The organism is Pantoea sp. SS70 (assembly GCF_029866845.1).
In the GTDB taxonomy this organism is placed as follows: Bacteria; Pseudomonadota; Gammaproteobacteria; order Enterobacterales; family Enterobacteriaceae; genus Pantoea; species Pantoea leporis.
Window position 1 is genome coordinate 834635 of the sequence record NZ_CP117199.1, and the last position, 13257, is coordinate 847891.

12 protein-coding genes are annotated in these 13257 nt (G+C 56.8%); 8 read left to right on the forward strand and 4 right to left on the reverse strand.

Translation table 11 applies throughout. The features are described 5' to 3' along the window. The first annotated feature begins 36 nt into the window (after positions 1–36). From fhuC to fhuB, 3 genes are read left to right on the forward strand one after another with little or no spacing between them, the layout of a single operon-like run. Positions 37–831 (forward strand): Fe3+-hydroxamate ABC transporter ATP-binding protein FhuC, encoded by a 795-nt coding sequence (gene fhuC, locus PO881_RS03705; protein ID WP_007888799.1) that lies wholly within the window; start codon positions 37–39, stop codon positions 829–831. A gap of 9 nt (positions 832–840) precedes the next feature. Then, on the forward strand, positions 841–1719 hold the full coding sequence (gene fhuD / locus PO881_RS03710; RefSeq protein ID WP_222234368.1) for a Fe(3+)-hydroxamate ABC transporter substrate-binding protein FhuD: 879 nt from the start codon (positions 841–843) through the stop codon (positions 1717–1719). Next, entirely contained in the window at positions 1719–3695 is a 1977-nt protein-coding gene (gene fhuB / locus PO881_RS03715; protein ID WP_280172473.1) for a Fe(3+)-hydroxamate ABC transporter permease FhuB, read from the forward strand. The genes fhuD and fhuB overlap by 1 nt, the downstream gene beginning before the upstream one ends. Positions 3696–3754: 59 nt before the next feature. On the opposite strand, the gene hemL is transcribed toward fhuB, so the two are convergent. Then, positions 3755–5035 carry a glutamate-1-semialdehyde 2,1-aminomutase gene (gene hemL, locus PO881_RS03720; RefSeq protein WP_192412339.1) on the reverse strand — a complete coding sequence of 427 codons (1281 nt, stop codon included), beginning with the start codon at positions 5033–5035 and terminating at the stop codon, positions 3755–3757. Positions 5036–5235: 200 nt separating this feature from the next. Between hemL and erpA the strand changes: the two genes are divergently transcribed. Next, a complete protein-coding gene (gene erpA, locus PO881_RS03725; protein ID WP_280172474.1) occupies positions 5236–5583 on the forward strand; it encodes an iron-sulfur cluster insertion protein ErpA in 348 nt (115 codons plus the stop codon). A gap of 35 nt (positions 5584–5618) precedes the next feature. Here erpA and PO881_RS03730 read toward each other — a convergent pair whose 3' ends face one another. The 3 genes from PO881_RS03730 to mtnN form a co-directional block, all read right to left on the reverse strand. Then, positions 5619–5870, reverse strand: coding sequence for a hypothetical protein (locus PO881_RS03730; protein WP_101762055.1), 252 nt, complete (start codon positions 5868–5870; stop codon positions 5619–5621). Positions 5871–5978: 108 nt separating this feature from the next. Continuing rightward, entirely contained in the window at positions 5979–6788 is an 810-nt protein-coding gene (btuF, locus tag PO881_RS03735) for a vitamin B12 ABC transporter substrate-binding protein BtuF (protein ID WP_280172475.1), read from the reverse strand. After that, the gene (mtnN, locus tag PO881_RS03740) at positions 6781–7479 is read right to left on the reverse strand and encodes a 5'-methylthioadenosine/S-adenosylhomocysteine nucleosidase (RefSeq protein ID WP_280172476.1); all 699 of its coding nucleotides are present in this window, start codon (positions 7477–7479) and stop codon (positions 6781–6783) included. Before mtnN ends, btuF begins: the two co-directional genes overlap by 8 nt. 97 nt (positions 7480–7576) lie before the next feature. Here mtnN and dgt point away from each other — a divergent pair, with 97 nt between their 5' ends. From dgt to PO881_RS03760, 4 genes are all read left to right on the forward strand, one after another. After that, positions 7577–9070: a dGTPase gene (gene dgt, locus PO881_RS03745; protein WP_280172477.1), complete on the forward strand. Its 1494-nt coding sequence runs from the start codon at positions 7577–7579 to the stop codon at positions 9068–9070. A gap of 136 nt (positions 9071–9206) precedes the next feature. Beyond that, positions 9207–10649, forward strand: a complete 1443-nt coding sequence (gene degP, locus PO881_RS03750) for a serine endoprotease DegP (RefSeq protein ID WP_101762052.1) — start codon at positions 9207–9209, stop codon at positions 10647–10649. 184 nt (positions 10650–10833) lie between these two features. Next, on the forward strand, positions 10834–11991 hold the full coding sequence (locus tag PO881_RS03755) for a CdaR family transcriptional regulator (protein ID WP_061718082.1): 1158 nt from the start codon (positions 10834–10836) through the stop codon (positions 11989–11991). Next, positions 11991–13217 carry an alginate lyase family protein gene (locus PO881_RS03760; RefSeq protein ID WP_280172478.1) on the forward strand — a complete coding sequence of 409 codons (1227 nt, stop codon included), beginning with the start codon at positions 11991–11993 and terminating at the stop codon, positions 13215–13217. Before PO881_RS03755 ends, PO881_RS03760 begins: the two co-directional genes overlap by 1 nt. Positions 13218–13257 lie beyond the last annotated feature (40 nt).

The following is a 13257-nucleotide window of genomic DNA, read 5'->3' on the forward strand; positions in this document are numbered from 1 at the left end:
CATCAATGGCGACCTACAGATTAACCAGGGATTATCATGCAGCATCCGCACCACGCAGAAACCACCTTCAGGCTGGATAACGTCAGTTTTCGTGTGCCAGGCCGCACGCTTCTGCATCCGCTGTCTCTTACCTTTGCACCGGGCAAAGTCACCGCGCTGATTGGTCACAATGGTTCTGGCAAATCCACGCTGCTGAAAATGCTCGGTCGTCACCATGCGGCGAGTGAAGGGCGCGTGTTGCTGAATGAGGACGCGGTAGATAACTGGGGCAGCAAAGATTTTGCGCGTCAGGTGGCGTATCTGCCGCAGCAACTGCCCGCGGCGGAAGGCATGACGGTGCGCGAGCTGGTGGCGATTGGCCGCTATCCGTGGCACGGCGCGCTGGGCCGCTATGGTCAGGAAGATCGCGATCGGGTGGAAGAGGCGATTACGCTGGTGGGATTAAAGCCTTTTGCCGGGCGTCTGGTGGATAGCCTTTCTGGCGGCGAGCGCCAGCGTGCCTGGCTGGCGATGCTGGTGGCGCAGAACAGTCGCTGCCTGTTGCTGGATGAACCGACCTCGGCGCTGGATATCGCCCATCAGGTTGATGTGCTGGCGCTGATTCAGCGTCTCAGCCGCGAACGTGGGCTGACGGTGATTGCGGTGCTGCACGATCTCAACATGGCAGCACGCTATTGCGATCGTCTGGTGGCATTGCGCGGTGGCGAAGTGATTGCCGAAGGAGGCCCCGAGGTGATCATGCAGGCCGATGTGCTGGGCAACATTTACGGTATTCCGATGGGCATTTTGCCGCATCCGCTTGGCGGCGCGCCCGTCAGTTTCGTTTATTAAGGCCTCGCCATGTTCGACATTTCTCGCCGCCGCCTGCTGACGGCGCTGGCACTTTCCCCGTTGATGTCCGCGTTGCCGCTGCGTGCCGCCATACCGGATGCGCAGCGCATTCTGGCGCTGGAGTGGCTGCCGGTGGAGCTGCTGATGGCGCTCGGCGTGACGCCACTCGGGGTGGCCGACATGCACAACTACAACATTTGGGTTGGCGATCCGCAGCTGCCGTCCAGCGTTATCGATCTTGGCTTACGCACCGAACCCAATCTGGAGCTGATGACGCAGCTCGAACCTTCACTCATCCTGCACTCCAATGGTTATGGTCCGGCGCTGGATAAGCTGCAGCGCATCGCGCCAACCATGGGTTTTGACCTCAACAGCGGCGACGGCAAACCGCTCAGCACCGCGCGTCACTCATTACAGGCGCTCGGCGCGCGTCTTGGCCGTGAAGCGCAGGCCGTGCAGCATCTGCAGTATGTGGATGAGCAGCTGGCGGCGGCGCGTGAACGCCTCAGGCCGTGGGCCGATCGTCCGGTGCTGCTGATGTCGCTGATGGACAGCCGCCACGCGATTACCTTCGGTAAAAACAGTTTGTTCCTTGAGGTAATGGAGATCCTTGGCTTGAGCAATGCCTGGCAGGGCGAAACCAACTTCTGGGGCAGTGCAGTCGTTGGGCTGGAGCGGCTGGCGGAAGTGGGTGATGTGCAGGTGATCTGCTTCGATCACGATAACGATCGCGATATGCAGCAGGTGATGGCCACCGCGCTGTGGCAGGCGCTGCCGTTTGTGCGCGCGCAGCGTTTCCAGCGCGTGCCGGCGGTATGGTATTACGGCGCGACCTCTTCGGCGCTGAAATTTGTCCGCGTGCTGGAACACGCGCTGGAGTCGCACTGATGCGCAATCGTCTTTTTCCCGTCGCGCTATTGAGTACGGTGTTTCTGCTGGCGCTGGCCTTAACCGTGATCAATCTGCGCCAGGCGCTGCCTATCGATCAATGGTCGCAGGCGTTTTTTGCGCCTGACGTCAACAACATCCAGCAAGTGGTGTTTCATCACAGTTTGCTGTCGCGACTGGCGCTGTCGCTGCTGGTTGGCGCGGGCCTTGGCCTCGCCGGTTTGCTGTTTCAGCAGGTGCTGCGCAATCCGCTGGCGGAACCCACCACGCTTGGCGTGTCGTCGGGCGCTCAACTGGGGATTACCGTCGCGACGTTATGGCATTTGCCGGGCGGCGAGTTCACGCAGCAGTTTGCGGCGATGGGCGGCGCGGTAATTGTCGGTATTCTGGTATTCGGCGTGGCCTGGGGCAAACGTCTGTCGCCGGTGACACTGATTCTGGCTGGGCTGGTGCTGAGTTTGTACGCCGGTTCGGTGAATCAAATCTTCGCGATCTTCAATCACGATCAGTTGCAGAACATGTTCCTGTGGAGCACCGGCGCGCTCAACCAGCTGGATGGACACAATGTGGCGCAGCTGTGGCCGCGTCTGCTGCTGGCGTTTGTGGTGGCGCTGGCGCTGCTGCGTCCGCTGACGCTGATGGGGCTCGACGATGGCGTAGCAAAAAACCTCGGTCTGGCGCTGTCGGCGGCACGTATTGCTGCGCTGGCGCTGGCGATTTTACTTAGCGCGCAACTGGTCAATGTTGCAGGCATCATCGGCTTTATCGGCCTGTTCGCGCCGCTGCTGGCGAAGATGCTCGGCGGGCGTCGCCTGATGAGCCGCATGATGTTGGCGCCGCTGATCGGTGCGCTGCTGCTGTGGCTGGCCGATCAGTGCGTGCTATGGCTGACCAGCCACTGGCGTGAAGTGTCTACCGGCACGGCGACCGCGCTAATCGGCGTGCCGATTCTGCTTTGGTTGCTGCCGCGCCTGCGTACCGGATCGGTACCGCCAGCGCTAAATCAGGGCGATAGCGTGCCGGCTGAGCGGCAGAAGGTCTTACGCTGGTGTTTGATCGGATTGCTGATTCTGGGCGTATTGAGTTGGGTTGGTATTACCTTTGGCCGCGATGCGCACGGCTTTGCGTGGGTGGGCGGCGATATGCTGCAGCAGCTGCTGCCGTGGCGCGCACCGCGCGTATTGGCCGCGCTGATGGTGGGCATGATGCTCGGCGTGGCGGGTGCGCTGATTCAGCGGCTTACCGGTAATCCGATGGCGAGCCCGGAAGTGTTGGGCATTAGCTCGGGTGCAGCGTGCGGCGTGGTGGTGATGATGTTCTTCGTGCCGGGCGATGCGGTGGCGTGGCTGTTGCCTGCCGGTGCGCTGGGTGCGGCGTTGACGCTTATGATTATTATGCTGGTGGCGAGTCGCGGCGGCTTTTCGCCAGAACGCATGTTGCTGGCGGGCATGGCGCTTAACAGCGCGTTTGTCACGCTTTTGATGGTGCTGCTGGCCAGCGGCGATCCGCGCATGGCGGGCTTGCTGAGCTGGATCTCCGGTTCAACCTACAACATCAATATGCAGCAGGCCGTGCAAAGCGCGGTGGTGGGTGTGGTGCTGATTTCGCTGGCGCCGCTGGCAAGTCGCTGGTTGACGCTATTGCCACTCGGCAGCGCTACCGCGCGTTCAGCGGGCATGGCGCTCACTACCTCGCGCCTCAGCCTGCTGCTGCTGGCGGCGGCATTAACCGCCACGGCAACCTTGACCATCGGGCCGCTGAGCTTTATCGGGCTGATGGCGCCGCATATCGTGCGCATGCTCGGGTTCCGCCGTGCATTACCACAGGTGTTGATGGCCGGTTTGTTGGGCGGCGGCTTGATGATTTTCGCCGACTGGTGCGGCAGGATGCTGGCGTTTCCGGATCAAATTCCAGCCGGGTTGATGGCGACCTTCTTTGGTGCGCCGTATTTTATCTGGCTGTTGCGGCGGGCGTAATCAGGGTAACCCGGAATGGCGACTCCACAACGACGGTAGAGTGCGCCATTCAGGCGGTTTTAAAGTTTCGCGAAGCTGCGGCGTGCCGCATCGATGGTGCGTTGGATATCTTCTTTACTGTGCGCCAGCGACATAAAGCCTGCTTCAAAAGCAGATGGCGCAAGGTAAACGCCTTCTTCCAGCATCAGGTGGAAGAAACGCTTAAAGCGCTCAACGTCACACTGAGTGACGTCCTGATAGCAGGTCACTTCATCGGCATCTGTGAAGAAAATCCCGAACATACCGCCCACGTGGTTGATCACCAGCGGAATATTTTCGGCTTTCGCTGCGGCCAGCAGGCCTTGTGCTAACTGCGTGGTCAGATCGGTCAACGTGCTGTGGGTGCCTGGCTGCGCAATTTGCGACAGACACGCGAAGCCCGCCGCCATGGCAATCGGGTTACCGGACAAGGTACCGGCCTGATAAACCGGACCGGTTGGTGCCAGCGCATCCATCACATCACGACGACCACCAAAGGCACCGACCGGCATGCCGCCGCCGATGATTTTACCGAGACAGGTCAGGTCTGGCGTCACGTCGTAATAGGCCTGAGCACCGCCTAATGCAACACGGAAGCCGGTCATCACTTCGTCGATAATCAGCAGCGCACCGAATTCGTCACACAGCGTACGCAGGCCTGGCAGGAAGTCTGGCTGCGGTGGAATGCAGTTCATGTTGCCCGCTACCGGCTCAACGATGATGCAGGCAATATCCTCAGGATACTGTTCGAAAGCCGCACGCACGGTGCTGAGATCGTTATAGGTGCAGGTCAGCGTGTGCTTAGCGAAATCGGCCGGTACGCCCGGCGAGTTTGGCTGGCCGAGCGTCAGCGCGCCGGAGCCGGCTTTCACCAGGAGGCAGTCGGCGTGGCCGTGATAGCAACCTTCGAATTTGATGATTTTGTCGCGATGGGTGAAGCCGCGCGCCAGGCGAATGGCGCTCATGGTGGCTTCGGTGCCGGAGTTAACCATGCGCACCATGTCCATGCTGGGCACCAGCTCGCACACCAGCTCGGCCATTTTCACTTCCATCTCGGTTGGCGCGCCGAAGCTCAGACCGCGCGCAGCCGCTTCAACCACCGCGTTACGGATGTTGGCGTTGTTATGACCCAGCACCATCGGGCCCCACGAACCGACATAATCGATATAGCCTTTGCCGTCGGCGTCATACAGATACGCACCGTCAGCGCGTTCGATGAACAGCGGCACACCGCCCACACCGGTAAATGCACGTACCGGGGAGTTCACACCGCCGGGGATCAGGCGTTGCGCTGCGGCATACAGGTTTTCTGACTTACTCATTGTTCTGCTCCTGCTGTTCGGGAAAAAATCTGGCGCCATTCTACGGGAATAACGGCTTGCGCTAAAGTTTAGGGTATATACTTTCCTGCGCATGCGGCGGCACGCAGTGTCAAGCGTGAGACTTGATTGCACTGGACGGCTGGCAGATAATAGCGAGATTAAGGTCGTTTTCTGACCTCGACGTTTACCCGGAGTAAAAGATGAGTGACGACTTAACAGCGCTGCCTTTGCAATTCACTGATGCAGCAGCAAAAAAAGTAAAAAACCTGATTTCTGATGAAGAGAATCCCGCGCTGAAATTGCGCGTTTATATTACCGGCGGCGGTTGCAGCGGTTTCCAGTACGGCTTCACGTTTGACGATCAAATGAATGACGGTGACATGACCATCGAGAAACAAGGCGTGGCGCTGGTGGTGGATCCGATGAGCCTGCAATATCTGGTGGGCGGTTCCGTGGATTACACCGAAGGCCTGGAAGGTTCACGTTTTATCGTGACCAACCCGAATGCCAAAACCACCTGCGGTTGTGGTTCTTCCTTCAGCATCTAATGCTGCTTCTGGCTGCCGTTCTGGTAGCCAGATTCCTACCATTCAATAGTCACTAAACGCGCAGATTCACGGCGTTTAGCATCGCGTTTTAATACTCGTTCGGTAATGCGCGGCTGCGCGCTAAAGTGACGTCCACAATCTACTTTTGGCAGAGAGTGTTCACTCTGGCGTGAGATATCGCAACGCGAGAATAACGTTAAGGTAGCGGCGATAGAGCCGGTCGACGTGGCCGCACTCAGAGGTGCAGCGATCACGAGCCCTATGGCCAGCAGCAGTGCTCTGGTCATGAATAGTTCCTGGTGAAGACAAAATTGCGCTTAGCGCTAAAAATGGGCACAGAGCATACGTGGCCGCTGTGCCTTGTATTATGATTTACGACAATTTATGCCGAATCTTTAATCTTTATTAGTGCTTTTTTTCGTCGGATGTAAATCTGCACACAGCTGTTTCGCTGCCAGCAGCATGCGAGGCCCCGGACGGCTCAGCCAGTCGTCATTGATGGCGATCACCGGCACATCCAATTGCGGCTGCCAATATTGCGCGATGCTGGCGGCCCGAGCGGCATCACCCCCGATCACAATCGCCTGCGGATGGCGCATCAGCACCTGTTCGCGGCTCACCTGCGGCCAGCTAACGCTGCTATCGGCAAAAATATTCCTGCCGCCGCACAGCTCAATGACCTGGTTTTGCATGGTGTTACGCGAAGCCGTAAACAGCGGCTGCTGACCAAACTGCAAAAACAGCGGCAGCGGCGTACTTTGCTGATACTGCTTGCGCAGCTCCGCTTCCTGCGCGCGTAATGCCTGCGCCGCATCGATGGCTTGCTGCGGCTGCGGACTCCAGCGCTGTAACGCCGCCAGCGCATCGATCATTTGGTCAATGGTTTGCGGATCGATCCACTCAACCTTGACCCCGAAACGCTGCAGCTGTTCAATTTGCCGCTGTGGATTACCGCCGCGCCACGCCAGTACCACATCCGGCTTCAGTTGCAGAATGCGTTCCACTTTAATGCCTTGCCAGTTCGCCACTTGTTCCAGCGCGTTGGCCTGCGCGGGATAATCGGAGAAGGCGCTGACGGCGAGCGGCGTAATGCCTGCGGCGAAGGCCAGTTCCGTCAGATGGGGCGAAAGGGTGATGACGCGCGGCGCGGCGGCGAACAGGCTGTTGCACAGCAGCAACAGCCCAAGCAGCAGGATTTTAGCCACGCGCCAGCTGAACCAACAGGTTTTCAACCATCAGTGAAGATTGTTTTGCCGCAACACTGAGGAACTCATCGAAGCTGAGGTGTGATTCCTGATCGGCAACGTCAGAAATGGCGCGCACCACCACAAATGGCACCTTGAACTGATGGCAAACGTGACCAATTGCGGTCGCTTCCATCTCCACCGCAATCGCCTGCGGGAAGGTGGTGCGGATGCGTTCCAGCGGTGCAGCGCCGTTGATAAACGCATCGCCGCTCACTACCAAACCGCGTACCGCGTTGAGGTCGAGCTGCTTGATAACCCTTTCAGCGGCGGCAATCAGTTTGTCATCCGCCACGAAAGCGGCGGGGCAGCTGGCCATCTGGCCTGGCTCGTAACCGAAGGCGGTGACGTCGGCATCGTGATAGCGCACTTCATCCGACACCACGATATCGCCCACTTTCAGCGTTGGCGCCAATCCGCCGGCAGAACCGGTGTTGATTACCACATCCGGCTTGCACAGCTGAAGCAGCAAGGTGGTACCGAGCGCGGCGGCCACTTTGCCGATGCCTGATTTCAGCAGCGCCACCTCAACACCATTCAGCGTGCCGGTGTAAAATTCGCAGCCGGCCAGCGTCAGTGTCTGGCGGTTTTCGATTTTGTCACGCAGCAGTGTAACTTCCTGCTCCATCGCGCCAATAATGCCTACTTTCATAAGAATCTCGCTAATTTAATGGATGTAACCCGCAAAAGTGAGGCATAGTCTAACATGGCTGATTGAGGAAGAATTCACGAAAAAATAAGGGGTAATTATGGCGACGATCAATTTCAGGAAGAAGATCAGTTTCACCCGCCCTTATACCAGCCGCAAAGATCCCGAAGGGGAATACTTTATTACCCGCCACTTTGAAAGCGATCGCGGACGTATTATTAACTCCGCCGCCATTCGTCGTCTGCAACAGAAAACCCAGGTATTCCCGCTCGAGCGCAATGCGGCGGTGCGTTCGCGTCTAACGCACTCGCTGGAAGTGCAGCAAACCGGGCGATATATCACCAAAGAGATTCTGCAAGCGCTGAAAACCCAGGGCGGCGGGCTGGCGAATTATGGGCTGGATGAGTTTGAAGGTGCCTTCGAAAGCCTGATTGAGATGGCCTGTTTACTGCACGATGTCGGCAATCCGCCGTTTGGTCATTTTGGCGAGGCGGCGATCAATGACTGGTTCGACGAAAATCTGCCTGCCGAGCTGGTCGATCCGCTGGTGGCGGGCGTTGCCGATGAGGCTGAGCGCGCCGCTTTTGACCAGTTGAATGCAATGATTCGTCAAGATTTATGCCATTTCGAGGGTAACGCGCAGGCGATTCGCCTGGTGCATACGCTGCTGCAACTCAATCTCAGCTATGCGCAGGTCGCCTGTATTTTGAAATATACCGCGCCCGCATGGTGGCAAGGCGATAAACCGGCCGAATTTAGCGTATTAATGAAAAAGCCGGGCTTCTATTTATCTGAGCGAGAATATGTGGCTGAGTTGCGTGAAGCGACCAATATTAAACAGCACCATCGTTTCCCGCTTACCTGGATAATGGAAGCCGCCGACGATATCTCTTATTGCATTGCCGATTTGGATGACGCCGTTGAAAAAGACATCTTCCACGTTGAAACGTTGTATAAGCATTTATTGGATGCCTGGGGCGCGGTAAAAAACGGCGATGTTTTCAGCCGCACTATCGGTGATGCCTGGAAAGAGGCTAATCAGAAAAAACGCCGCAGTATCAGCGATCAATTCTTTATGTCATTGCGGGTTAACGTGCAAAACGTGCTGGTTAGCCATGCGGTTAAGCGTTTCATCGACAACTTACCGGCTATTTTCGAAGGTGATTTTAATCACGCTTTACTGGAAGATGATGGTGAAGAAGGTCGCTTGCTAAAACTATTTAAAACGGTTGCGCGTCAGCAGGTGTTTAATCATCCGGAAGTTGAACAACTGGAATTGCAGGGTTATCGGGTAATTAAAGGTTTGCTCGAAATATATCAGTCACTGCTGTTGCTGGATTACGAGCAATTTACCACCTTGATGAACGAGGATTTTCTGGCAAAGCATCCTATTGAAACCCGCTTGTTTCATAAGCTTTCTGGCAAACATCGAAAGGCCTATCAACAACACATGCGCTCATTAATTGTTGAGAATAAATATCAGCGCTTGTTGTGGGAACGTTATTATCGTGCGCGTCTGATTCAGGACTACATTAGTGGGATGACGGACAATTATGCCTGGGACGAATATCGTCGTTTAATGGCGGTTGAATAAGCGCACAATTGTAAAGATGAAGAACAATTTTTTACCTTTACCTAAAACTTTATTAGGAACTTCGCGCTAAAAACTTAATCTCACCATCACGACCACAGCAATGGTCTGGCCGTAATTCTTAGAGAGACACAGATAAATGAAAAAAAACACAATTATGCTGGCGTTGGCGCTGAGTTTCGGCGCGGCGACGCTGAGCCCTGTGAGTGTATTTGCCGCAGAGACCGCTTCTTCTTCCAGCCAGCAGTTGCCAAGCCTGGCACCCATGCTGGAAAAAGTCATGCCTTCCGTGGTGAGTATCAGTGTGGAAGGCTCGACGACGGTTAAAACGCCGCGTATGCCGCAGCAGTTCCAGCAATTCTTTGGTGATAATTCTCCGTTCTGCCAGGACGGTTCACCGTTCCAAAGCTCACCCATGTGTCAAAACGGCGGTGGTGACGGCGGCGCGGATGGCGGTGCTAACGCGCAGAAACAGCAGTTCCGTGCGCTGGGTTCCGGCGTGGTAATTAACGCGGATAAAGGCTATGTGGTGACCAACAACCACGTGGTGGATAACGCGACCAAAATCCAGGTGCAGCTCAGCGATGGACGTCGTTACGACGCCAAAGTGATCGGTAAAGATCCACAATCAGATATCGCGCTGATTCAGCTGCAGGATGCGAAAAACCTCACCGCAATTAAGATTGCCGACTCCGACAACCTGCGCGTCGGTGATTACACCGTGGCGATTGGTAACCCGTACGGCCTTGGCGAAACGGTGACTTCGGGGATTGTTTCGGCGCTGGGCCGCAGCGGCCTGAACGTTGAAAATTACGAAAACTTCATCCAGACCGATGCGGCGATTAACCGTGGTAACTCCGGTGGCGCATTGGTAAACCTTAACGGCGAGCTGATCGGGATTAACACCGCGATTCTGGCGCCGGACGGCGGCAACATCGGTATCGGCTTTGCGATCCCTAGCTCAATGGTGAAAAACCTTACCGCGCAGATGGTGGAGTACGGCCAGGTGAAACGCGGCGAGCTGGGCATTATGGGCACCGAGCTGAACTCAGAGCTGGCGAAAGCGATGAAAGTCGATGCGCAGCGCGGCGCCTTTGTTAGCCAGGTATTGCCGAACTCTGCTGCGGCGAAAGCCGGCGTGAAAGCGGGTGACGTGGTGGTGTCGATGAACGGTAAAGCGCTGACCAGCTTTGCAGCGCTGCGTGCCGAAGTCGGCTCGCTGCCGGTCGGTACCAAGCTGCAGCTGGGTCTACTGCGCGAAGGCAAACCGGTGAACGTCACCGTTGAACTGCAGCAGAGCTCGCAGGATAAAGTGCAGTCCGCCACCATTTACACCGGTATTGAAGGTGCCGATCTCAGCAATATTGATACCAACGGCCAGAAAGGCGTGCGCGTCGATAGCGTCAAGCCTGGCAGCGCAGCGGCGCGTATTGGCTTGAAGAAAGGTGACGTGATTCTGGGTGTCAACCAGCAAGCCGTGGCTAATCTTGGCGAGCTGCGTAAAGTGCTCGACACCAAACCTTCGGTGCTGGCACTGAACGTACAGCGCGGTGACAGCAGCCTGTATCTGCTGATGCAGTAAGTTTCAGGTTGTTGATAACAGGCGAGCTTTGGCTCGCCTTTTTTGTGTCTGTGCAAATGTCCGGTACTGAATGTGACGCTTACCGCAAATCCCGCATAATCCCGCTGGCTATGTGCAGTTGCACAATGTCAGCGCCGTAACGGATGCGTATTCTGTCTGTTCGTCCTTATCTCCGGAGTGTTTGATGGCCACCTATCATCTCGATGCGCGACTGGCTCAGGATATTGTTGCCCGCACCATGCAAATTATTGACAGCAATGTCAACGTGATGGATGCGCGTGGTCGCATCATCGGCAGTGGCGATCGTGAGCGCATTGGCGAATTGCACGAAGGCGCGCTTTTGGTGTTGTCACAAGGGCGCGTGGTAGACATCGACGAAGCGGTGGCAAAACATCTGCACGGCGTGCGTCCTGGCATCAATTTGCCGCTGCGCATTGATGGCGATATCGTCGGCGTGATCGGTTTGACCGGCCAACCGGCAACGCTGCGTCACTACGGCGAATTGGTGTGTATGACCGCCGAAATGATGCTGGAACAGGCGCGTTTGTTACACATGCTGGCGCAGGATAGCCGCTTGCGAGAAGAGCTGGTGCTGAATCTGGTGCGCAGCGAAACCTTATCGCCAGCGCTCAGCGAATGGGCGCAGCGGCTCGGCATCGATCTCAATCAACCGCGCGTGGTGGCGGTGGTGGAAGTGGACAGCGGCCAGCTCGGCGTTGATAGCGCCATGTCCGAGCTGCAACAGCTGCAAACGCTGCTGACCACGCCGGAACGCGACAACCTGATTGCGATTGTTTCACTCACCGAAATGGTGGTGCTGAAACCGGCACTGAATGCGCATGGCCGCTACGATCAGGACGATCATCGCCGCCGCGTGGATCAACTGCTGCAACGCATGAAGGAGAGCGGCCAGGTGCGAATGCGCATCGCGCTCGGCAACTACTTTACCGGTCCCGGCAGCATCGCACGTTCGTACCGCACCGCGCGTACCACCATGATGGTGGGCAAACAGCGCATGCCGGAACAGCGCAGCTATTTTTATCAGGATCTGGTGCTGCCGGTGCTGCTCGACAGTTTACGCGGCGGCTGGCAGGCCAACGAACTGGCACGCCCGCTGGCAAAGCTGAAAAGCATGGATAACAATGGCTTGCTGCGACGCACGCTGGTGGCGTGGTTCAGCCACAACGTGCAACCCAGCGCTACGGCACGCGCGCTGTTCATTCATCGCAACACGCTGGAGTATCGCCTCAACCGTATTTCCGAGCTCACCGGGCTCGATCTGGGCAATTTTGACGATCGCTTGCTGCTGTACGTGGCGCTTCAACTGGATGAGCAAAGTTAATGAGAAACCTGTGGATTGCGTTGCTGTGGCTGTATAGCGCGCTAAGTTTGGCTAACGATCCGGCCTTTCTCTCATTAAACGATCTGCAGAAAGTTAAGCAGCAGCTGGCACATCATCAGGCCGCGCCGCCAACGCTCGACGCCTGGCATCAGCTTAAACAGCAAGCGGATAACGCGCTGCAACACCCCAATCCCAGCGTCACCGATAAAGGTATGATGCCGCCGAGCGGCTCGAAGCAGGATTATTTAAGCCTGAGCGCCTATTGGTGGCCGGACGCCAGCAGCGCCGACGGCCTGCCGTGGCAGCGTCGTGATGGCGAAGTGAATCCTGCCAGTAAGAATGATCAAAGTGATGGCGTGCGGCTGGCGCGCTTTACCGCCGATTTTCAGGCACTGACGCTGGCCTGGTATTTATCTGGCAATCAACGTTATGCCGACAAAGCGCTGGCGATGATGCGTCACTGGTTTATCAATCCCACCAGCCGTATGCACCCTAATCTTAACTTTGCTCAAGGCATTCCGGGCCGATCCGCGGGCCGCCATGATGGCGTGCTCGATGGGCGCTACTTTGCCACGCGCGTGGTGGATGCGCTGACTTTGCTACGCAATGCGCCCGGTTGGCAGCCTGCCGATCAGCAAGCGATGCAGCAGTGGTTTAGCGAGTATCTGCACTGGCTGCGGCACAATCCGCTAGCACTGCAAGAAGCGGCGGCGGTGAATAATCATGGCAGTTGGTATTGCACGCAGGTGGCGGGAATCGCGTGGTATCTGGGCGATCGTGAGACAGTCACAGCGATGGTAGAGTTGGCGCGCAATAAAATTGCGCTGCAAATTCGTGCCGATGGCAGCCAGCCCGCAGAGTTAGCGCGCACGCGATCCTTCCATTACAGCTACTTCAATCTGCAGGCGCTTAGCGCATTGGCGCAGCTAGCCGGTAAAGCAGGGTTAGGCGATTTATGGCATAGCCAACAGCCGGGCGGATCGTTGCTGGCTGCGCTCGACATGATGGCGCCGTACAGCGATGCCACTAAAGTCTGGCCGTGGAAAAATCGTGATCGCGTGAGCCAGCGCATCATTCCGCTGCTTTCAATGGCCGATAACAGCCTGCAGCAGCCGCGTTATCAACAGTGGATCATGCAGACGCAATGGAAAGATCAAAAGAGTGGGGCGGTGAGGCAGGCACAGCGTGATACCTGGCTGCTTTCGCTGCCTTATCAGCAGCCATAAAAAAAGGCCAGCATCGGCTGGCCTGTTATTTAAAGCGCGA

Excerpts from the sequence above, each read along its gene's own strand:
- fhuC (WP_007888799.1), top strand. The coding sequence starts at position 37 with ATGCAGCATCCGCACCACGCAGAAACCACCTTCAGGCTGGATAACGTC.
- fhuD (WP_222234368.1), top strand. The coding sequence starts at position 841 with ATGTTCGACATTTCTCGCCGCCGCCTGCTGACGGCGCTGGCACTTTCC.
- fhuB (WP_280172473.1), top strand. The coding sequence starts at position 1,719 with ATGCGCAATCGTCTTTTTCCCGTCGCGCTATTGAGTACGGTGTTTCTG.
- hemL (WP_192412339.1), bottom strand. The coding sequence starts at position 5,035 with ATGAGTAAGTCAGAAAACCTGTATGCCGCAGCGCAACGCCTGATCCCC.
- erpA (WP_280172474.1), top strand. The coding sequence starts at position 5,236 with ATGAGTGACGACTTAACAGCGCTGCCTTTGCAATTCACTGATGCAGCA.
- PO881_RS03730 (WP_101762055.1), bottom strand. The coding sequence starts at position 5,870 with ATGACCAGAGCACTGCTGCTGGCCATAGGGCTCGTGATCGCTGCACCT.
- mtnN (WP_280172476.1), bottom strand. The coding sequence starts at position 7,479 with ATGAAAGTAGGCATTATTGGCGCGATGGAGCAGGAAGTTACACTGCTG.
- dgt (WP_280172477.1), top strand. The coding sequence starts at position 7,577 with ATGGCGACGATCAATTTCAGGAAGAAGATCAGTTTCACCCGCCCTTAT.
- degP (WP_101762052.1), top strand. The coding sequence starts at position 9,207 with ATGAAAAAAAACACAATTATGCTGGCGTTGGCGCTGAGTTTCGGCGCG.
- PO881_RS03755 (WP_061718082.1), top strand. The coding sequence starts at position 10,834 with ATGGCCACCTATCATCTCGATGCGCGACTGGCTCAGGATATTGTTGCC.
- PO881_RS03760 (WP_280172478.1), top strand. The coding sequence starts at position 11,991 with ATGAGAAACCTGTGGATTGCGTTGCTGTGGCTGTATAGCGCGCTAAGT.